The 21,347-nt window shown below is 43.0% G+C and carries 16 protein-coding genes; 2 read left to right on the top strand and 14 right to left on the bottom strand.

Annotated elements, in window-relative coordinates; all coding sequences use genetic code 11:
- Positions 1–24: 24 nt before the first annotated feature.
- From HMPREF1144_RS25690 to HMPREF1144_RS25665, 6 genes are read right to left on the bottom strand one after another with little or no spacing between them, the layout of a single operon-like run.
- Positions 25–1,170, bottom strand: coding sequence for a glycosyltransferase family 4 protein (locus HMPREF1144_RS25690; protein ID WP_009654460.1), 1,146 nt, complete (start codon positions 1,168–1,170; stop codon positions 25–27).
- Positions 1,171–2,064: a glycosyltransferase gene (locus HMPREF1144_RS25685; RefSeq protein WP_042928531.1), complete on the bottom strand. Its 894-nt coding sequence runs from the start codon at positions 2,062–2,064 to the stop codon at positions 1,171–1,173. It lies immediately after the preceding gene.
- Complete coding sequence (gene glf, locus HMPREF1144_RS25680) at positions 2,061–3,215, bottom strand: UDP-galactopyranose mutase (protein ID WP_009654478.1); 1,155 nt, start codon at positions 3,213–3,215, stop codon at positions 2,061–2,063. Before glf ends, HMPREF1144_RS25685 begins: the two co-directional genes overlap by 4 nt.
- An 18-nt stretch (positions 3,216–3,233) precedes the next feature.
- A complete protein-coding gene (locus tag HMPREF1144_RS25675; RefSeq protein WP_009654500.1) occupies positions 3,234–5,126 on the bottom strand; it encodes a DUF4422 domain-containing protein in 1,893 nt (630 codons plus the stop codon).
- Between the two features lie 13 nt (positions 5,127–5,139).
- The gene (locus HMPREF1144_RS25670; protein ID WP_004852439.1) at positions 5,140–5,880 is read right to left on the bottom strand and encodes an ABC transporter ATP-binding protein; all 741 of its coding nucleotides are present in this window, start codon (positions 5,878–5,880) and stop codon (positions 5,140–5,142) included.
- A complete protein-coding gene (locus HMPREF1144_RS25665; RefSeq protein WP_004138730.1) occupies positions 5,880–6,647 on the bottom strand; it encodes an ABC transporter permease in 768 nt (255 codons plus the stop codon). The genes HMPREF1144_RS25670 and HMPREF1144_RS25665 overlap by 1 nt, the downstream gene beginning before the upstream one ends.
- Positions 6,648–7,951: 1,304 nt before the next feature.
- Here HMPREF1144_RS25665 and HMPREF1144_RS25660 point away from each other — a divergent pair.
- Together HMPREF1144_RS25660 and HMPREF1144_RS33135 are read left to right on the top strand one after the other, a co-directional pair.
- The gene (locus HMPREF1144_RS25660) at positions 7,952–8,956 is read left to right on the top strand and encodes an NAD-dependent epimerase (protein ID WP_009654497.1); all 1,005 of its coding nucleotides are present in this window, start codon (positions 7,952–7,954) and stop codon (positions 8,954–8,956) included.
- A 471-nt stretch (positions 8,957–9,427) separates the two neighbouring features.
- On the top strand, positions 9,428–9,550 hold the full coding sequence (locus tag HMPREF1144_RS33135) for a small membrane protein (RefSeq protein ID WP_004138729.1): 123 nt from the start codon (positions 9,428–9,430) through the stop codon (positions 9,548–9,550).
- Between the two features lie 572 nt (positions 9,551–10,122).
- Here HMPREF1144_RS33135 and ugd read toward each other — a convergent pair.
- The 8 genes from ugd to HMPREF1144_RS25620 all read right to left on the bottom strand — a co-directional run bounded on the left by ugd (position 10,123) and on the right by HMPREF1144_RS25620 (position 21,325).
- Positions 10,123–11,289: a UDP-glucose 6-dehydrogenase gene (ugd, locus tag HMPREF1144_RS25655; RefSeq protein WP_009654486.1), complete on the bottom strand. Its 1,167-nt coding sequence runs from the start codon at positions 11,287–11,289 to the stop codon at positions 10,123–10,125.
- A 162-nt stretch (positions 11,290–11,451) separates the two neighbouring features.
- On the bottom strand, positions 11,452–12,822 hold the full coding sequence (gene rfbK, locus HMPREF1144_RS25650) for an O9 family phosphomannomutase RfbK (RefSeq protein WP_009654491.1): 1,371 nt from the start codon (positions 12,820–12,822) through the stop codon (positions 11,452–11,454).
- Between the two features lie 22 nt (positions 12,823–12,844).
- A complete protein-coding gene (locus tag HMPREF1144_RS25645) occupies positions 12,845–14,260 on the bottom strand; it encodes a mannose-1-phosphate guanylyltransferase/mannose-6-phosphate isomerase (protein WP_009654483.1) in 1,416 nt (471 codons plus the stop codon).
- A 212-nt stretch (positions 14,261–14,472) separates the two neighbouring features.
- Entirely contained in the window at positions 14,473–15,879 is a 1,407-nt protein-coding gene (gndA, locus tag HMPREF1144_RS25640; protein ID WP_009654492.1) for an NADP-dependent phosphogluconate dehydrogenase, read from the bottom strand.
- Between the two features lie 176 nt (positions 15,880–16,055).
- Positions 16,056–17,186, bottom strand: coding sequence for a polysaccharide pyruvyl transferase family protein (locus HMPREF1144_RS25635; RefSeq protein WP_009654487.1), 1,131 nt, complete (start codon positions 17,184–17,186; stop codon positions 16,056–16,058).
- Positions 17,187–18,527, bottom strand: a complete 1,341-nt coding sequence (locus tag HMPREF1144_RS25630; RefSeq protein WP_009654493.1) for a Coenzyme F420 hydrogenase/dehydrogenase, beta subunit C-terminal domain — start codon at positions 18,525–18,527, stop codon at positions 17,187–17,189. It abuts the gene before it with no gap.
- On the bottom strand, positions 18,524–20,041 hold the full coding sequence (locus HMPREF1144_RS33830) for an MATE family efflux transporter (protein WP_009654507.1): 1,518 nt from the start codon (positions 20,039–20,041) through the stop codon (positions 18,524–18,526). The genes HMPREF1144_RS25630 and HMPREF1144_RS33830 overlap by 4 nt, the downstream gene beginning before the upstream one ends.
- A gap of 138 nt (positions 20,042–20,179) precedes the next feature.
- Positions 20,180–21,325 (bottom strand): glycosyltransferase family 4 protein, encoded by a 1,146-nt coding sequence (locus tag HMPREF1144_RS25620; RefSeq protein WP_009654465.1) that lies wholly within the window; start codon positions 21,323–21,325, stop codon positions 20,180–20,182.
- Between the last annotated feature and the right edge of the window lie 22 nt (positions 21,326–21,347).

Raw genomic sequence — 21,347 nt, 5'->3', positions numbered from 1 at the left:
GAAGATGTAATCTCTTGCGTTACATCATCCCTGAACCACATCATGATAAGTCTTTAAGGTCTTGCTAATGATCATACCGCTAGAAAACTTATCCTGAACGCGTTGCCGTCCTTTGATACCCATCTCTACTCGTGCTTTGGGATTGGCTAACAAGAATTCAAGCTTATCGGCCAGCTCCTGCGGAGAGTTACTTTTCACGATAATGCCGTTATCGTTATTAATGATCAGGCTATCGCAGCCGCCAACATCGTAGGCAATGCAGGCCCGGCCAACCGAGGAAGCCTCTAGCAGAATACGCGGCACGCCTTCGGAATAGATCGAAGGTAATGCCACGATGTTCGACTCCTCGATCAAGTCGCAGACGTTAGAGCTGTGACCTAACCAGTTAATCAGGCCTTCTTTATGCCATTGCTGGATCACCGCAAGGGATATGGCATCTTTATCGTTTTCAACGAGTATCCCGGCAACGTTTAGCGTAAAATGAATATTTCTTGCTTCGAGGATTTTCTTGGCTTCAATTAAATCCCCGAGCCCTTTACTCCAGAGCATTCTGCTGGCAAACAGCACAACCGGAACGTCACGCTCCTGCTCCAGAGAATATTTATAGATCTCCGGATTGATACCCGCGCCATCGATGACAATAGTCTGCTGATAGTCAATCCCAACAAAACCCGCCAGTTTTTTACGATCTTTATCGTGCTCAAACATAAATATACTGCGCTTATTACTGGCAATATATTTGTAGGCCATGATGGTGATATTGCGCAATAGCTTAAGAAAACCCGTATCACCAGAAAATACACGACCCAGACCGACAAAACTCACGATGACGGGACGGTTGTTTGTCCTGGACAGGAGCCCACCGATCAGACAAGGTTTAATAGTAATACAGTGTAAAAGGTCGGGATTAATTTCTTTAATGAGCTTTCGGGAGGCAAAAAAGGCCCGAAAGAAAGTTAATGCATTAAATGATTGAGCATCAAGTGGAACATTATGACACTTAAAACCGAATGTTTTAAATTTATTCAGCACTTTACCGTCGACAAAATGACTGATGATGTGAATCTCATAACCAGCATCTCGGGCGGCGATCGCACGATCAATCCAGTGCAAATCAAAATACCAATCCGAGTTTATGAAATAACACAGTTTTTTCATTGCTATATCCACTTAATGATTCTTACCGCTGATTCCTTTTACACCGTGGAAAATTCCACGACGCAAGTATTTAAAATATAACAATTTATTGCGTTGCCATGGCAATATTGATACATATTTAATCAACCGTAAAAGGATTGAGAGACGGCTAAAAATGGCAACTCGCGGAAAAATTCTCTTCGCCAAAATAAGATTTCGACAAAGATAATAAACCTTCCATTCGGGAATAATACATTTCCCCTGGATACTCACATCGTGGGTAAAGATGACCTCGGGAGAATAGCGAATCTCTTCGCCATCGAGTGTTAACTGATAGCCAAAGTAAAGATCGTCAAAATATAAAAATAACTCATCGTGAATATTGTGTATATTCTTTCGCAGCAAATCTCGCTGAATAATCATCCCGACAAAGGAAACCGTCTGTACCGCACACGCCCGGGAAACCGACGGAAGAAACGCCGCAGGATTTCTGATGTAGCGTAATGTGTCCATAAACGACGACGGCACTTTGGCAAAAGGCATGTTCATCGGACAGGGTTGCCCCTGAAGATCCTTGACCAAAGCGGTGAACACCCGACAGCTAGCCTTATCCAGCTGGGCAAATTTTTCCAGCGCATCGCTCTCGGGCCAGGCGTCATCATCGTAAAAGAAAACCCAGTCGCTATCGACGTTGTCGCATAAATATTGACTCCCGGCCTTAAAGCCACCCGCGCCACCGCTGTTGGATGGCAGATTAAGAACAATCACTCGCGGGTCGCTAAGGGTGGCTAACCAGGCCTGGGTTCCATCCGTGGACCCGTTATTGACAACAACGATCGCTGTAAAATTTAATTTCACCGTGTTGGCAATAGTCAGTTTTAACTTCTCTAAACGATTATACGTGACTATTAATGCGGAGCAATTCATCGCACTGAAACCGTAAATACTGGCATAGACTCATTACTGCTGAGGGAGGATAAGTACTTATCGGCTGTATTTAATGCTTCAGCGATAGTGACATCCATATCCAGATATCGATAGGTTCCAAGGCGGCCAACAAACGTCATATTCTTTTCATTTTCCGCAAGGGACAAATATTTATCGAGTAAAGCCATCTCCCCCATCTGACGAATCGGATAATAAGGGATATCCTTTTCGCCACATTCGCGGCTGTATTCCTTATAGCATACCGACCCTTCATGGGTTTCCCAGGGCGAAAAGTACTTATGTTCAGTGATACGGGTGTAAGGAACATCCAGTGAGCAGTAATTCATCACCGCGCAGCCCTGATAATCGCCCTGCCAGGTGAATTTTTCAAAATCCAGAGTACGATAGCCCAGGCGACCATATTGATAGGAATAGAAGGCATCCAGCGGCCCGCTATAGAACACATGATCGTACTGTTCTCTCTCTTCCGCGTTGAAGGATTGCTGAAGTTCAATGGTAATATTTTCATGATTGGCGATTGACTCAATCATTTTCGTATAACCCAGTTTCGGCATGCCCTGAAATCTGTGGTTAAAGTAATTATCATCGTAGTTAAAACGAACCGGCAGACGCTTAAGAATCGACGCAGGAAGCTGCGAAGGCTCCATCCCCCACTGCTTGATGGTATAGCCCTTGAAGAACGCCTCATAGAGCTCTTTGCCGATAAAACGCAGAGCCTGTTCTTCAAAGGTCTTCGGTTCCAGGATCGAACTGTCCCCTTTTTCGGCAATAAGCGCCCGGGCCTCATCTGGCGAACAGGTCTTCGCAAAAAACTGGTTGATGGTATGCAGGTTGATCGGCAGAGAGAACACCTGGCCATTAACCGTTGCTTTGACACGGTTCACATACGGCATCATTTCAGCGTGCTGAGTCACATAGTTCCACACTGTTTCATTATCGGTGTGAAAGATATGCGGGCCATAAACGTGAACCATAACGTCAGTTTGCGGATCGCGCGCATCATAGGAGTTACCGCCTATGTGGTCACGCTGGTCAATAATTCTGATGTGATGACCCTGTTCAGCAAGCTGGCGTGCGATAACCACACCGGAAAAACCCGCTCCGACGATGAGAATATTTTTACTGTTCATAATATAACTCCAGCAGCCTTAACCAAGAATTGAGCGTCTAACTTTATAGTAGTATTTTGTTATCTTGTTACGCCTCGGTGAACCGACAGGAGCATATTTATTGAGGAAAGGCATCAACGCTTTTTTGATCTTAGTCTGAAGCAGAACTGGCGTTTGCCCTGCAGTATGCGCAGGACTTGATGAATTTACCGGAGATAACTGACGGAAATAGGCCTCTTTTTCCCATGGCGTATTGATGACGTTTTCCAGGAAATCGTCATAAAAGTCGACCTTGTCCGTATTCCACGGTTTATTCTCCCCGGCATAGTGAATCATATTCGGATTCTTTCTGGCTTTTAAAAAGCGCATATATGTTGCGAACTGGAGATTGGGGAAAAAGTCATCCGTATTGCCATTACCATGATAGACATTCCACTCCAGCGGTAAAAATTCAACCCGGCCATAGAAGACTTTGTTCATGATGTCCTGGTCGAGGAACCAGTACTTCTTCTCTTTGAGCGTCTTAATCAGCGCGGAGAAGGTATCTTCCTGCACCATCTGGGCAACGTTAAAAACGATAATTCCCGCCTGGAAATACTCATCCGGATTGGTCATTTTAAGCGTTTTTTGCAGATACTCGCCGGCGGGCATCACGCCATCTGCCGACTCCGACATCGCACCAAACTTGACGAAGCCTTCCATCACGATATCTTTAACGGCGGCAACAAGGTTTGTGCCGAGGTCGACATTAAGCAAAGTCGCAAGATCGGCCTTCACCACAGTATCGGAATCGATAAAAATGACCTTCTCATATTCACGGAAAAGTTGCGGAATAAACAAGCGAGCATAGGTTGATGCGCTAAAGTGCGCTCGGGTATGTACGCCATTCAATTCCGTGAATGCATTCACATCAAAGAAACGCAGTGAAAAGTTTGTATGGGCCGAGACCAGTTTTAGTAAGCGCTGCTTGTTAAGGTTACTCACCTTATTTTCCAGCACAACAATATCGTAATGGGTGTTTTTATCAGAATGGCGAACAATGGAGTTGATTAAGGCTCCACCGCTGATGGCATAGTTGTCATCAAAACTGATAACTATCGGCGCAGCATGAGGAAAAACCGGTTCCAGCTTGCCGTTGAATGTCTCATTCGTCACGAAAGTGCGCTGAAGTTCTTTAACTTTCAGGGCCCGGTCTTGCTGCTGCTTAATAATATAAATGTTAAAAAGACGCTCAGCAATGTGTCCAATAACACGCTTTTCTTGCGCGTTATAATTATTCATAGAGATGCGGCTTTCAAGATTAGTCAAAATCGCGAAGAGCCATTCTGAATAATCTACGAACATATCTTTGTGCATCACAAACATGTTCGTATAATAGCCATCTGTGGCATTGTTAAACTGCTGAATAGCCGCTTTATAATCCGGATAAAGCTCTTCGACAACCTCCAGGGCAGCCAGATAGTCCTTTATATGTAAAAACTCACCTTTCTCATAATGATCGAGGTTATTTTTACTGCCGGCAGAGGTCACAGACCACTTCTTTGGTAACAGCAGGTCAAACCCTGAAATACAATCCTGGATTGCCGTGTCGGTTAAACCAAACTGCTTTTCATACTCTGCATCAATAACGGGTGAATTAACGACACCCCAATTATCTTCGGGAAAGCTCTGCTCTGAGGAAAAGTTCAGATGTCGGCGATAATGCATAAAGCCGACATAATCAGAAAGAGATTCATTTTTCCAAACCCAATAATGTGCTGTTAACTCACAGTAAAAAGGGTTTTTAAACGAAATATTATCACCTGTATCATCGCCAATACAGCCGATATCATTATAGGAGTTGGCTTTACCTACATGCAATGGTTTGATAATCGATGCATTAAGGAATGCGCTCGGCTTATGATGACAGGTATAGATCTTAATACTATTCATTTAATTACCAGATTTAGGCCATTGCTTGTTTATAAAGTTCGATGATTCTTTCAGCAGAACCGATTTCCCGCAGACGATGATTTTCGATCCAGACAACCCGATCGCATATCTTTTCCACATCACTCATGTTGTGGCTAACAAACAATATTGTCACGCCACGATTTTTGAACTCTTTAATCGTCTTGATACATTTGGCCTGAAAAGAAATATCGCCGACGGCAAGCACTTCATCGATAATCAGAATATCAGGCTCAACTTGACTGATAACAGAAAAACCAAGCTTCGCTAGCATACCGCTAGAATAGACGCGGATCGGCTCATCGATAAATTCTCCTAATTCGGAAAATTCAATGATGCGCTCCATTCGCTGCTGCACCTCTTTACGGCGTAACCCAAGAAGTGTGGCATTAAGAAAAATATTCTCGCGCCCCGTCAATTCTGGATGAAAGCCGCCGCCCAGCTCAAGCATTGAAGCGACTCGCCCACGCGTGGTGACCGATCCTTTTGTGGGTTTTATCACGCCGGCAACCAGCCCCAAAGATGTGCTTTTGCCTGCGCCATTTCGCCCGATGAGCGCAACGGCCTCTCCTTTACCGACCGTAAAAGAAACATCCTGAATAGCAAGATATTTGCGGCCCTTCAGTAATTGAAATGCTCTTTTGGGATGAAATATTAAATCTTTAATACCTGAGCCAATATGATGGTAAAGTGGATACTCTTTTGTCACATTATTAAAATCAATTACTGGTTCCATCACAAGATCTCTGCAAAGCGATATTTTAATTTATTAAAAATACTCAGACCGATAACCGTCAGCACTATACCCGTCAAATATAATACTGAAATATGCTCATAGTTTAAAACCCCATCCATAAATAAGTTGCGCCAGCTTAAAATCATACTCGCCAGAGGGTTATAGTCAATAACCCAGCTATATTTTGCCGGAATCATATCGGATGCGTATAAAATGGGCGTACAGTAGAACATCAACATAATACCGAGAGTCACAAATCTTTCCAGATCTCTAAAAAATAGATTCAACGTTGAAAAGATTATGGATATGCCAAAGGTGAATATCACCTGCCCGATAGCAATGAGCGGTATTCCCCACAGCCACGAAAGCGAAGGACGCATACCGTAGACAAAAAGAAAAGCGACGATGACAGGAATGGTACACAAGAAGTGTAACCCTTCCATCATGACATTACTGAGCGGGATAACTGAGCGCGGAAATACAGTTTTTTTAATAATTTGCGCATTAGCAATAAATGAAAAAAGTGAATTTGTTGCTGAGCTTGCAAACCACTGCCAGGGAAATAGCCCCGTTATTAGAAAAAGGGTATAATTAGGTATCTGAACACGCATGATCAGTTTGAAAATAAAATAGTAGATCATCGCAAAAAGCAAAGGATTGGCAATTGACCATAAATAACCAAACACGCTACTTTTATACCGTACCTTTAGATCTTTATTAGTGATAACAACAAGCAGGTCAAATAAATACCCTAGATTATACTTCATTTTTATACTCATAAATTATTCTACGAAATTTTAAGCATTTTGTTATGCACTTTAGATCTCGCGTTGTAGCTGACTAAACCCCCGTCAGCTGCGATAGCTCTAACGCCCGAACTTTTAGATTGCCGGTAGATACCGTGACTTGAGCATACGAGCTGAAAACCTAAGCACATAGATTAAAGCAAGATTTTCCCGAGTTTTGTCTCCGCTTTAATGCATTGGCAGCAGCCGATCATTGTAGATCTTGCATACTGAACTGGGACAAGTGAGATGCTGACCTGGAGATGACCAGTTAATGTGCTGTTTCATGGAAAACAGTAAAAACTGCTATTTTTCAGTCAGATACCCCCTCCCCTTCATGTTATGAGATAGCTTTAAATCACGCTACCGCCCTTGGCTGTCGCAACCAAACTGCGTAATGATTCATCTATCTTGTCTGTCAAACCTCCAGCGCCGGTTATCACAACCACAGTGCACTGGCTCAACGCCGTCCTGACGTTAAACAGCGGCTGTCGAAAAAGTGGCAGCCCGTAACACCGGGTGTTGCTCGCTTGAAAACGATAAAGATTCAAGCAGGGGCACACTCTCGCTGTTTGCTTTTGCCTCATCCATCAGGAATTTCTCAATTCGCTCTTCCAACAAGCCTGTTTTTCATGCATCACAGGGCTTCGTCTCCGTTATCTACCCATTCATCTTCTGATGAATCTGCGCAAACTGTGCTCCAATATTGATTGAAATGACGCCAACAATCAGTTTAGTGTCATATTTAATGCTGCGCACAGGATAGCTGATTAAGCTAACAACACAATGGTCATGCAAATGAGCAGCAGCATTATAGCGCTGGTCTATAGGAATAAAAATGAAAATACGTTGCCAATCAATTCATATTGCAAATGATTCAGGTGGTAAACATAATTTAAGCAAAACACTACAAAGAAAATAACCCTTTGATTTATATAAGAAAACCTTAAAAACCCGCCTTCAATGTGAAATAATTGTAAACTCAAACATAAAATCAATTTTAATCTGCGTTATTTCTCCGGGGCATAAACCATCCGCGCAGAACAGAGAATCATAAGTACGCGATCAAACCATACGCAATCATTACCTTGCTAATCATAAAGCACAGATAATGAATTTCATTCAAACTATAGAACGCCAGTACAAACCCATTGATATCCTGACGCCAGCGCTTCCCCAGCGAACACATGAACATAATCAGCAACGGTAAAGCAGGTGATCCACACGGCAAGCCAGTGTAAAATCAACGAATAGATAGCGGGACACAGTCACCCCAGAGGATGAATATGAAATTTTTAGTAACTGGAGCCGCAGGATTCATCGGCTTTCATACCTGCAAGCGCCTTCTGGAGGCGGGTCATGAGGTTGTCGGCCTCGACAACATGAACGACTATTATGACATCAATCTTAAGCAGGCCCGTCTGGATTTACTGCAATCTCCCCTGTTCAGTTTTCACAAAATCGATCTCGCGGATCGTGAAGGTATTGCCCGGCTTTTTGCTAACGAGAAATTTAACCGAGTGATCCATCTCGCCGCGCAGGCAGGAGTTCGCTACTCCCTGGAAAACCCGTTCGCTTATGCTGACGCTAACCTGATTGGTTATCTGAACATTCTTGAAGGCTGCAGACACAACAACGTTGAGCATTTGCTCTATGCCTCATCCAGTTCGGTCTATGGCCTGAACCGTAAAATGCCGTTCTCTACGGAGGATTCGGTTGATCATCCGGTTTCGCTTTATGCCGCTACCAAGAAAGCGAATGAACTGATGGCGCATACCTACTCGCATCTTTATGGCATTCCAACCACTGGACTGAGATTCTTTACCGTCTACGGCCCGTGGGGCCGTCCGGATATGGCGCTGTTCAAGTTTACGAAAGCCATGCTTGAGGGTAAGAGTATTGATGTCTACAACTACGGCAAGATGAAGCGCGACTTCACCTACATTGACGATATCGTTGAGGCGGTTGTAAGGATGCAGGACATTATCCCGCAGCCTAATCCGGAATGGACCGTTGAAACGGGTTCACCAGCGGATAGCTCTGCGCCATACCGGGTGTATAACATCGGGAATAGCTCACCGGTTGAGCTCATGGATTACATCACTGCTCTGGAAGAGGCTCTGGGGATGGTGGCGGAGAAAAATATGATGCCAATACAGCCGGGCGATGTACTGGAAACCAGCGCAGATACCAGGCCGCTGTATGATGCGGTGGGATTCAGACCGCAGACAACGGTCAGGCAGGGAGTGAAGAACTTCGTTGACTGGTATAAAGCGTACTACAAGGCGTAGTCACATCAGGCATTGTGGATTTAGCCGCAGCAGAACGCTACTGCGGCTTTTTTATATCTGAAATGGTCATTGGATAAACTTATCCATCCTGCTGCGAGTTGAGAGACGTCATTTTTCATGGCCTGCCGCTAAAAACCACACAATACCTAAACACAGATTTAACACGAAGCAAACAAAACCTTCAACAAACTCTCATCTAAGCCACTTCCATTACTTTCACCGAAGAGCATTACCTTATAAAGCAAACAATCCCCAGCGCATCAGTCTGCCAGTAAAGTCAGCCACAGCGCTATTGTTCAACGTAACGGTAATGAAAAAGTTTTTTCCACTTTTCTCAAAAAAAAACCACAAACACCTTATAGGAATTTTCTTAAATTCAGGATATGTTAGGCAGGCAAAGGCATGCTTTTGCAGAGATATTAGTTCGCAGGCAAACGGATTTATAATATTCCTTTCATTCTGGTACGCATTATGGCAAACATAATTTTCTTAGCAGTTGCTGCCATCCTGTTGATTGTTTCAGTCTATTTTCTGATTTCTTATATCAAAGATCAGAAAAAGACCAAGCTGACTTTTAACAAACGAAAGTGGTGAAAAGAAAACTTAATATAATTATAATACAGGCATAGGAAATAATAATATAAGAATAAAACACTGCCAGCGGTGGGGATAGGCATAGTCTTTACAGCTGGCATTGGATATCTTTTAAAATAAAAATGTCATATTAAACTGATACTATACCCTTAGCATCAGCACGCAATTCTCATGGCCATGAATGGCTTGCGTTTGCTATGCCTGCGCCCTTCCCTTGAAAGATCCCGTCCCTCCCCGTGTAAATATCAATCAGCGCCTCACCGCAACGCAGTAAGCCTGAGAACCCGGGATCCAGAAACAACAAAAGCCTGCAAGCAGGCTCTGTTTTACCTTCCGGCGCTTATCTCCAGCGTCTACATCACAGTGACGGTAGCTCTTCACAAGGTGAATTTAACATATCCGACCTCAATGGTTGGGACAAGATGATCGATTGAAGAATTTAAGCGAGGTCACGTTTTTTAGGGAGTTGGGCCGGGGAAGAGAAGCGATACGATTCGTCAGGCGAATAGCTGAACCCTTCAGGAGAGAGAAATATTCTGGCCGGCAGCACATCTCCCGGCCAGAGGGGGGATTTAGTCACTACCGAACAAATCGCGGGTATACACTTTGTCTGCGACATCCGACAGCTCTTCAGCCATTCGGTTTGAGACAATCACGTCAGCTTCTTGTTTGAACGCGTCGAAATCGCGAACTACACGGGAATTAAAGAACTCATCTTCCTGCATAACCGGTTCGTAGATAATGACCGGGATACCTTTGGCTTTGATACGCTTCATGATGCCCTGAATTGAGGAAGCGCGGAAGTTATCGGAGCCACTCTTCATGATCAGGCGATAGATACCAACGACTTTAGGCTTGCGCGCCAGGATGGAGTCAGCGATAAAATCTTTACGCGTGCGGTTAGCATCGACGATGGCACCGATGATGTTATTCGGTACAGATTCGTAGTTTGCCAGCAGCTGCTTGGTATCTTTCGGCAGGCAGTATCCGCCGTAGCCAAAGGATGGGTTGTTATAGTGATTACCGATTCGCGGATCGAGACACACGCCTTCGATGATCTGTTTACTGTTCAGACCCTGGCTTTCAGCATAGCTGTCCAGCTCATTAAAGTAGGCAACGCGCAGCGCCAGGTAGGTATTGGCAAATAACTTAATCGCCTCAGCTTCGGTAGAGTCAGTAAACAGCATCGGGATATCCTGCTTAATCGCGCCTTCTTTCAGCAGATTAGCAAAACGCTCCGCGCGTTCTGAACGTTCACCTATGACGATACGAGACGGGTGCAGGTTGTCGTAAAGCGCGCGGCCTTCACGCAGAAATTCAGGAGAGAAAATGACGTTATCAATGCCCAGGCGCTCTTTAATATCACGCGTAAAACCAACGGGAATGGTGGATTTAATAATCATTACCGCGTCTGGATTAATCTCGGTGACATCACGAATAACAGCTTCAACGGTCGAAGTATTGAAGTAGTTCGTTTTCGGATCGTAGTCAGTGGGCGTAGCGATAATGACATAATCTGCATCACGATAGGCATCATGCTTGTCCGTTGTCGCGCGAAAATTCAACGGTTTTTCCGCCAGATATTCCTGGATCTCCTTATCGACAATCGGAGAAATCTTTTGGTTAATCATATCAACTTTGGATTGAATGATATCCAGCGCCACCACTTCGTGGTTTTGCGCAATCAGGATGCCATTCGATAAACCAACATAACCGGTACCGGAAATAGTAATTTTCATTCGATCACACTTTAATCAGTTAACTGGACGGCGGCATATTAGCCACCCTGGTAATCAACGCTTGTGGCGGTTTTACTCTCAGAAAGATGGGAAGTCAAGAAAGAGCCATAAGGTGATGCATCATTCCACGCACCTATGCTATGGCTCTATGCAGATTAATTTCTATTTCATTAAAGCTAATATTTCTTCTGTTTTAGCCTTCATTAATTCATCGTCTCCTTTTGACTCTACGTTAAGACGCACAACCGGCTCGGTATTCGAGCTGCGCAGGTTAAAACGCCACTCCGGATATTCAATACTGATGCCGTCGGTGGTATCCACGTTCACGGCATCCGGTTCATAGCGTTCACGGATGCGCGCAATTGCCGCTGCCGCATTCTCCAGCTTGCGGTTAATTTCCCCGGACGCCGGGAACGCCGCCTGCCGGTCCGCCACCAGCGCCTTCAGCGGGCTGATCTTCAGACACAGTAGCTCCGCCACCAGCAACCACGGGATCATCCCGCTGTCGCAGTAGGCGAAGTCGCGGAAATAGTGGTGTGCGCTCATTTCCCCGCCGTAAATCGCATCTTCCTGACGCATCCGCTCTTTAATAAACGCATGCCCGGTTTTCGACATCACCGGTGTGCCGCCGCTGCGGGTCACCATATCCACCGTATTCCACGTCAGGCGCGGGTCGTGAATAATCCGGGCGCCCGGCTGCTTCTGCAGGAACGCTTCCGCCAGCAAGCCAACAATATAATAGCCTTCGATAAATTCTGCATCGTTATCAAACATAAAGCAGCGGTCGAAGTCACCGTCAAAGGCGATCCCCATGTCCGCGCCGTGCTCGCGCACCGCATCCGCGGTGTCCTGCCGGCACTCCGGCAGCAGCGGGTTCGGGATTCCATTCGGGAAATTGCCGTCAGCCTGGTGATGCACCTTGATAAAGGTCACTGGCACGCCTGCCGCCACAAAACGTTTCTCCACTTCATCAATCACGTGACCGGCAGCGCCGTTGCCGGAGTTCACCACCAGCTTCAGTGGACGGGTGAAGCTGGCCAGGTTCACGTAGCCCATCAGGTGGTCCACGTACTCCTGCAGCACCGATATCTGACGCAGGGTGCCGCGACGGGATGCGTCCACTGGCGCAAACTGATTCTCTTCCGCCAGACGCTGGATGTCGCGCAGCCCGGTGTCGCCACTGATGGGTTTCGCATTCTCCCGCACCAGTTTCATTCCATTATAGTTCATCGGGTTATGGCTGGCCGTCACCTCAATCCCGCCGTCCACGCCCAAGTGGAAGGTGGCGAAGTAAATCTCTTCGGTTCCGCTCAGACCAATGTCCAGAACGTCCGTTCCCGCATCCATCAGCCCGTTGGCCAGTGCCAGCTTCAAGGACTCGCTGGTCAGACGGACATCACCGCCCACGACTATCGTTTTTGGTTTCAAGAATTCGCCATAGGCACGTCCGATACGGTAGGCAATATCTTCGTTTAATTCTTCACCCAGTTCGCCGCGGATATCGTAAGCTTTAAAACAGTTTAATTTTGCCATCTATTTAATCCTTAAATACAAATTAGCAACGACCATACTGGTCTTTAATACGGATAATATCGTCTTCGCCCAGATAGGAGCCGGACTGGATCTCCAACACTTCCAGTGGGATACGTCCAGGATTCTCCAGGCAGTGTTCGGCACCAATGGGAATAAAGGTAGACTGATTTTCAGTCAGCAGGAACTGCTTACCGTTGACCGTTATCTGCCCCGTGCCTGCGAGGATCACCCAGTGCTCGGCGCGGTGGTGGTGCATCTGCATGGAGAACGCCCCGCCCGGCTTGACGGTGATACGGTTAACATTGAAGCGCGGAGTCTGAACCACCACGTCGCTGCGGCCCCACGGACGGTAGATTTCGCGGTGTCGTTTATATTCGCTGCGCTGGTTGGCCTTCAGGTACTCCACGACCTTTTTCACGTCCTGGGCGCGGTTTTTATTCATCACCAGCACCGCATCCTTGGTACTAACGATCACCAAGTCCTCAACGCCGATAGCCGCCACCAACTTTTCATCGCTGTTGATGTAGCAGTTCTGGCTGTTGTGCACCCAGGCATCGCCGTTCAGCACGTTGCCAAGCTCATCTTTGGGGCTGACATCCCACAGGGCTGACCATGAGCCGACGTCGCTCCAGTCCGCGTCCAGCCCCACCACCACCGCATCGGCGGTCTTTTCCATTACCGCATAGTCAACGGATTCGTCGGGACAGGTGCTGAACACCTCATGCGGGATGCTGATAAAGTCGCTGCCGCTATCGGCCGCATTGACCGCAGCCGTGCAGACTTCGAGAATATCCGGGCGGAACTTTGCCAGCTCGGAGAGATACTTTTTCGCCCGGAACATAAACATACCGCTGTTCCAGTAATATTCCCCGGAGGCCAGATAGGCCTGCGCACGCTCCAGGTCAGGCTTCTCGACAAAGCGGGCGACCTGATAAGGCGCATGCTCCCCTTCCCCCAGCGAATCGCCGCGCTGGATATAGCCGTAGCCGGTTTCCGGGGTGTTCGGAACGATACCGAAGGTGACCAGATGGTCAGCATGCGCATACTGCTCAGCAACGCGGATGGCGTCGTGGAAGACCTGCTGATTATTGATAATGTGGTCCGCTGCCAGGACAAGCATCAGCGGGTCATCGCCATTCTGCGTGGCCTGCAGTGCCGCGAGGGCGATGGCCGGTGCCGTGTTGCGGCCCACCGGCTCAAGAATGATATTCTTCGACAGCTTGTTGAGCTGTCTTAGCTGTTCAGCCACCAGGAAGCGGTGCTCTTCATTGCAGATAACCATAGGCTCATGGGTATCCAGACCGGAGAGGCGCGAGATGGTTTCCTGCAACATGGAGTTCTGCCCGTACAGTCGGAGAAACTGTTTGGGGTAGAGTTCACGGGACATCGGCCACAGGCGGCTACCGGTGCCACCCGCCATAATCACAGGAAGTAACATGATATAATCCTTAATAAATATGAAATATTAAATGTGACGTGATGGAAGTAATAACTTCTTTATTTGCAAGTTCAATTAAAAGTGTAAATAGAGAAATACCACATAGACAAGAAAGGAATAACCTTATTATATACAATCAAAAAAATTAAATACTATTTGATATTTTTGAATTAAAAAACAACCTGGCTTTTGCCAGGTTGTTTGTCAGCTAGTTAATCCATCCACTCGGTGTGGAACACTCCTTCTTTATCGGTACGCTTATAGGTATGTGCACCAAAGTAGTCACGCTGTGCCTGTATCAAGTTCGCAGGCAAGACTGCGGAACGATAGCTATCGTAGTATGCAATGGCAGCAGAGAACGTCGGAACCGGAATACCATTCTGTACTGCGTATGCAACAACATCGCGCAGGGCTTGCTGATAATCATCGGCGATCTGCTTGAAATATGGAGCCAGCAGCAGGTTGGCAATGCCGGCATTCTGCTCATAGGCATCAGTAATCTTTTGCAGGAACTGAGCACGAATAATACAGCCGGCACGGAAGATTTTCGCGATCTCACCGTAGTTAAGATCCCAGTGGTATTCATCAGAAGCCGCGCGCAACTGGGAGAAGCCTTGAGCGTAAGAGACGATTTTGCCCAGATACAGAGCGCGACGAACTTTCTCAACGAACTCCGCTTTATCGCCAGCACTCTTAGCCTGCGGTCCGGTAAGAACTTTCGAAGCAGCTACACGCTGATCTTTCAGAGAAGAGATGTAGCGAGCGAATACAGATTCAGTGATGAGCGACAGCGGTTCACCGAGGTCAAGAGAGCTTTGGCTGGTCCATTTACCGGTGCCTTTGTTTGCCGCTTCATCGAGGATCACATCGACCAGATATTTACCCTCTTCATCCTTTTTGGTGAAGATGTCTTTTGTGATGTCAATGAGATAGCTGCTGAGCTCACCTTCATTCCATTCGGTAAAGGTTTGCGCCAGCTCTTCATTAGAAAGCGCGAGACCACCTTTCAGTAAAGCGTAGGCTTCTGCAATCAGTTGCATATCGCCGTATTCAATACCGTTGTGAACCATTTTGACATAATGACCAGCACCATCGGCACCGATATAGGTTACACACGGCTCACCGTCTTCAGCGACAGCAGCTATCTGCATGAGAATTGGAGCAACCAGTTCATAAGCTTCTTTCTGACCGCCAGGCATGATCGAAGGACCTTTAAGAGCCCCTTCTTCACCGCCGGACACGCCGGTTCCGATGAAGTTAAAACCTTCAGCAGAAAGCTCACGATTACGACGAATAGTATCCTGGAAGAAGGTATTACCACCATCGATGATGATGTCACCCTTGTCCAGGTAAGGCTTCAGAGAGTCGATGGCACTGTCAGTGCCTGCACCCGCCTTCACCATTAACAGGATACGGCGCGGAGTCTCGAGTGATTCAACAAACTCTTGCACAGTATAATGAGGGACCAGTTTCTTGCCTGGATTCTCGGCAATCACTTCTTCGGTCTTTTCACGGGAGCGGTTGAAAACGGAGACGGTATAACCGCGGCTCTCGATGTTGAGCGCAAGGTTACGCCCCATCACTGCCATACCGACAACCCCGATCTGTTGCTTGGACATTACATACTCCTGTCAGGTGTGGTCACTGCGACTGTTCGCAGCTTAAATGTGAAGATTATGTTAGCTCAAAGCCGGGAAGGAATATAGCCAAAAAAAACATGCCTATTGTTGCATGAAAAACCCACAAAGAAACAACCATAGTCAAGTAAAAGTCAAAACATATATTACTAACATCTTTAACTCAACGCATTACTTATGAAATCTAAAGACATTATGCGATATTGCTCAAGTCGTTTATTGACTTCAACATAATCAATATTATCATCAATTATATTTTTATCGAATTTATCAACATCAGTAACAAGGCGCGACTCTAAGCCGAACATATTCAATAGCGATATAAATCTTGCTGCCCCACGTTCTTTGTTAGAAAGTGCAATAAAGGGTTTATTAAAAATAATAGAAAAAACTGTGCCATGGAATGAATCTGTAATTATAAAGTCAGCATCAAAAAAAGATTTCAACCAAGCTGGAACAGAAGGATACTGGTAGGTCTTAATATCGTGAATAAATAAAGTTTTTTTCTGTGTTTTCTCTGGGTATGTAGTAAAAAAATCTTTATGTACATGTGACGATATATTTCTTATTAACTTATTTTTCGCTTCATCAACGTCCAATGTATAATTAAATAATTTCCCTTTATGATTAGGAAGATTTTCACTCTTAAAAATCTCTATATATTCTTCTTTTGTCAATAGCATTGTTGGATCTAACACATGCTGTGCATTTACTGAAAAATATTCTTTACACATATCAGCACCAAGAGACTCTCGTACGGATAAAGCATCGAACTTTTCAATGAGTGACTTACAAATGGAATGCTGCTGACTATTGTACTCCCATTTATCGGAGCCAAATGAAGCTGCATAAGATATTTTCTTGATTGCTGTATTATCTTGAATAAAACTTAAGAAATAGGATTCAATGCAAGGTGTGTACTTAGGCCGCCAAACTTGATCACTACCAACAAATACAGCATCAAATTTATTTTTTTTAAAAAAAAGACTCAACTCTGTGAAATCAACAGGTTCGGTTAATTTAATATAATCACAAATAAAACGCTTGTGGTTAAGAGAAATAATTTCTTTTTCTTTTTTGGTGAAAAGTAAGCGTCTGCTACTCTTAGGTTGCTGAAACAAGCGCTTTGCTGTAGAAAGGCCGTACCTCAAAGTACCTATCTTAGCTTCCTGGCAATTGATAGTAACCACATCATGCCCTAACTTAAGTAAAGTTTGTTGTAATGCAAAATTTTGTACATTCCCACCATAATTAACGTGAAGAGGCAATGTCAGTATTGCAATTTTCATTTATTTAACACCTCGTAGTTTTTTTATTTTTCTATTAACTTTCAATACGATTTTTTGGAATTTAGTAACTCTTTTTAATTTATTCAGGTATGGCGTAAAAGAATCATTAAACTCATCAACATTTTGCGTATTAACCCAAAGAGCCAAGCTATTTTCTCTAGTTTTCATCCGCAAACGTTGAATTTCATTAAACAAAATAGACTGCTTAGATAAAAATCTAGCCCTTTTTATCGGATAAAGCCTTCCTCTTGATTCAGCATCTTTTATCCTAAACAAAAGCCCCTTATGCCTATGATTAAAACTACCTTGTTGAGATGACTTGACTTGCTCAAGAGAAGCAGGAACTAAATTCAAGCTACCATCCGCTATCCCTTTTTTAACAATATCATCAGCAAGAGCACTTCGCGCGATCACAACACTGTTCCCCATACCATCTGAGCTATAAGGTTCGATCCAAGCATCACCAAGGGATATATCTGCTAGTTCTGTTGTGACATCATCACAAAAATCACAGGCGTTTGATTTAAACAGTCCAGTCCCCCACATATCTCCCATTTTCCGCATTTCTACAACATGTATTCTTTCACCATATTTTTCTTTGCACGTAAATTTATAATCAAGTGCATAACTTTCTGGTTTTTTTACACGATACTCTGCATTACTATAATCATCGAAGCAGCCTGAGGATTGCGCCAGAAAATCCGTATAATATTTGCTTTTTAGCCCCCCGCAAATGATGCCAACCAAGAATGTAATTTTATCCCTCAATTCCTGATTATAAACTTGTTTTAACCTAATTGCTTTAATAAAACATGCAACACCTGAAATAGCTATAGTACCTTTAATGTTGTCAATTTCTGAAAAAAGTGATTCAAGTGTGACAGGATAATAACGTGTTTTTGATATTTCTTTTATAGAATCAACCGAGCTATGAAGTTGATATCCATACTTACCATCAATTTCTTTAACTATAAAAAGATGATCTGCTTGGTTTAACAATAAAATCTGCTCGAATAAAAAAGTAGCCATTCCTCCAGAAGAGGATGTAGCTCTATGTTCCTTAGAGAACCCAAAATATAAGTTCGAGTAAAAACCAATATCACTATCTTGGTGTGGTGCATTCTTAAAAAAAAGTTTTGCAAGAGTGTCTTCATTATATTGTCCATTCAAACTAAATGGGCAAACCCTTTCCATCGACTTCTCATCCGAGGAATTTGATAATTGCGGGACTAAAAAACCCTGAGAATTCCATATCATCTCTGATGAATTACTCTTATCTTCTGAGATACAAACACCGCATCCAGTACAAAGTTCATTCCGTACAATCTCTTTTATAGTCACTTAAACTTCCTCAACATATAGTTTAAGACAAATTGTCTTTCCTCCTTAGAGGGAACTGTTATACATAACACAAAAAACGTTACGATATAGTGTAATGTTATACTTACAAACGTGTTCAAAATTGAATCATATTTAAAAAAATTCAACAAAAAGTAGTTAGTAGCTATAACCAAGATGACAGAACACATACAGGGTAATATTACTAAAGAATAATAATCTTTAAATGTAAATCCTGTGGCTTTTTTGAGAAAAAATATTCTAAGATTTAAATTTATTATCGAAATTATGAAAAGAATAACAAATGCACTGTATGGAGGATAGTTCAATTTATAGGAAAAATATGTCAATGGCAAGGACATAAAAACCATAAAACCAACAACAAGTTGGTATACCTTAATTCTTCCCGACGCTTGAATTCCTGCAATTATGCTGGATGAAAGACTATCAACCAATGCAACAGATAGTATAATTCGTACAAATATTACTGCACAGAAAGGAACATTAACTAACCAAATCGAAAGCACTTGCTCAGTAAGAAGAATAATCGGAAAGGACAAAAGGAATAATAAGGAAAAAGTATACTTTGATCCAAAAAAAATCAACATCTTATATCTATTACTATCAGACTGATTAACATATGACTTAAAAATCTGAGGCCTGATTGCAAGTGCAAGAGATTGCGTAAGTGATGTCATTGCATTTAAAACAGAAGTAGATATTGCATATGCAGCATTTGTTGCAGTTGAAAAAAATATATTAATTGCAATATTTATCCCTTGAGTTCTACAAACATAAGCGAAATTACCAAAAATATTCCAAAAGGAAAAAGAGGCAATGTCCTTCATTACTGAAATCGAAAGAAAACCATTTTTAAAATTATCTTTAAAGCTAAAAAAACAAAAAACAGTGTAGATTATGAATGTTATCACAGAAGAAAAGAGTAAAAACAAAGAATAAAACAACACTTTATCGTGTGTTACAATAGACAATGAAAAAGCAATTAACAATTTTGAGCTGACGTCAAAAATCGACATATATGCATAAAAGGACATTCTTTCGTGAGCGATAACAATTGCATTAAATGGCGTCTGAATTATAGAAATAAAAATTGACAATACTGCAATGCCATAAACCTTCTTTGCAACAATTATAGATGAATGAGGAATGTTGATTAAAGATGTGATGACATAATTATTTAAAGAAAAGAGAACAAAAGTAAATGAAAGAGATAAAAATAAATAAATGCATAAACTATTCTTAATCGTATTCCTAACAGCTTGTATATCTCCACGTCCAAGATCGAGGGAAATGTAACGTTGAACTGACTCATTCATAGCTGCTGATAAAAATACCGTAAGAGCAACCACGCCATATATTACATTAAATAAACCATAATCATTAGTACCTAATTGATATAATACAACTCTTGTGGTATAAAGAGAAATTAATATTGATACTACAGTTCTTGTCGCTAAAAAAATAGTATTCTTAACAATTAATTTATTTTTTGACATTTGGCCAGCTTCGTGGGATTTTCATCACAAGCAAAGTTTAAATACAACGCATATATTGATATAAAAAATATGATGATGAATTGTATCACCACCAAAATCATATTCCAAAAATATATAGTAAAGAATGAATGATTTTATTTAATTCTCAATACGTCCTTTGAAATCATTCCATTTATCGTTTACATATGAATGAATTTCGTTTTTAAATCGCTCCTCTGAAAACCGCATGGCATTATTTCTGCATTCAATCGGAGCAAAAAGATCAAAGTTCGACTCAAATTTATTTACAGCATCAATTATAGAGTCAACATGTTGTTTATCAAAGAAAACTCCTGTCGGAGTAGTTTTCGACATTCCACGTATCGTTTCCAAGACGCCTCCTTTTCCATAGGCAATGACTGGAGTACCACAGGCCTGTGCTTCAACTGGAGTGATACCAAAATCTTCCTCAGCTGCAAAAACAAATGCCTTAGCATTCCGCATGCAATTTTCCATAATTTCATTAGACTGAAAGCCAAGTATTTCAGTATTTGCACTTGCTTTGTCACGTATCTTTTTCATTTCTGGACCATCACCAATGACAATCAACTTTTTATCAGGCATTGCCTTGAATGCATCAACAATGAGGTCTATTCTTTTATATGGCACTAATCTAGAGGCAGTCAGGTAGTATTCTTCTTTATTCTCATTTAATTTAAATCTCTCTACGTCAACAGGAGGATAAATAACATCAGCATCACGCCCATAAACTTTCTTAATTCGCCTAGCTATAAAATGTGAATTTGCAATAAAGTGATCTACTCCATTAGCAGTACGTACATCCCACATTCTCATTTTGTGAAGAATATATTTTGCTAAAAGTCCTTTGAAACCTTTATCTAACCCTGCCTCCCGAAGATATTGGTGTTGAAGATCCCAAGCATACCTAATAGGAGAATGAATGTAGCTAATATGCAATTGATCAGGTCCAGTTAAAACACCCTTAGCTACTGCATGACAACTCGATATAATTACATCATGTTTAGAAACATCTAACTGTTCAATAGCTAGTGGCATCAATGGTAAATAGCTTTGATATTTATTTTTAGCTTTTGGTAAGTTCTGAATAAAAGTTGTTGTGATGTCTTTATCCTGAAAATATTTTTTGTTTTCTTTTGAAAGAAAGTCTACAACTGAATAAAGTTCAGAATCGGGGAAAACCTTAATAAACTCTGCAACAACTTTCTCAGAGCCTGCATATGTAATAAACCAATCAGCAACTATACCTACATTAAAATTGCGCATAATTATTCCAAATGTTAATAAC

Origin of the sequence: Klebsiella sp. OBRC7 (assembly GCF_000293135.1) — a bacterium.
Taxonomy (GTDB): Bacteria; Pseudomonadota; Gammaproteobacteria; order Enterobacterales; family Enterobacteriaceae; genus Klebsiella; species Klebsiella michiganensis.
This window is presented reverse-complemented; position numbering and strand designations above follow the sequence as displayed.

Bases quoted from the DNA above. Each gene is read 5' to 3' on its own strand.
- HMPREF1144_RS25685 (WP_042928531.1), bottom strand. From the start codon at position 2,064: ATGAATTGCTCCGCATTAATAGTCACGTATAATCGTTTAGAGAAGTTA.
- glf (WP_009654478.1), bottom strand. From the start codon at position 3,215: ATGAACAGTAAAAATATTCTCATCGTCGGAGCGGGTTTTTCCGGTGTG.
- HMPREF1144_RS25675 (WP_009654500.1), bottom strand. From the start codon at position 5,126: ATGAATAGTATTAAGATCTATACCTGTCATCATAAGCCGAGCGCATTC.
- HMPREF1144_RS25670 (WP_004852439.1), bottom strand. From the start codon at position 5,880: ATGGAACCAGTAATTGATTTTAATAATGTGACAAAAGAGTATCCACTT.
- HMPREF1144_RS25665 (WP_004138730.1), bottom strand. From the start codon at position 6,647: ATGAAGTATAATCTAGGGTATTTATTTGACCTGCTTGTTGTTATCACT.
- HMPREF1144_RS25660 (WP_009654497.1), top strand. From the start codon at position 7,952: ATGAAATTTTTAGTAACTGGAGCCGCAGGATTCATCGGCTTTCATACC.
- HMPREF1144_RS33135 (WP_004138729.1), top strand. From the start codon at position 9,428: ATGGCAAACATAATTTTCTTAGCAGTTGCTGCCATCCTGTTGATTGTT.
- ugd (WP_009654486.1), bottom strand. From the start codon at position 11,289: ATGAAAATTACTATTTCCGGTACCGGTTATGTTGGTTTATCGAATGGC.
- rfbK (WP_009654491.1), bottom strand. From the start codon at position 12,822: ATGGCAAAATTAAACTGTTTTAAAGCTTACGATATCCGCGGCGAACTG.
- HMPREF1144_RS25645 (WP_009654483.1), bottom strand. From the start codon at position 14,260: ATGTTACTTCCTGTGATTATGGCGGGTGGCACCGGTAGCCGCCTGTGG.
- gndA (WP_009654492.1), bottom strand. From the start codon at position 15,879: ATGTCCAAGCAACAGATCGGGGTTGTCGGTATGGCAGTGATGGGGCGT.
- HMPREF1144_RS25635 (WP_009654487.1), bottom strand. From the start codon at position 17,186: ATGAAAATTGCAATACTGACATTGCCTCTTCACGTTAATTATGGTGGG.
- HMPREF1144_RS33830 (WP_009654507.1), bottom strand. From the start codon at position 20,041: ATGTCAAAAAATAAATTAATTGTTAAGAATACTATTTTTTTAGCGACA.
- HMPREF1144_RS25620 (WP_009654465.1), bottom strand. From the start codon at position 21,325: ATGCGCAATTTTAATGTAGGTATAGTTGCTGATTGGTTTATTACATAT.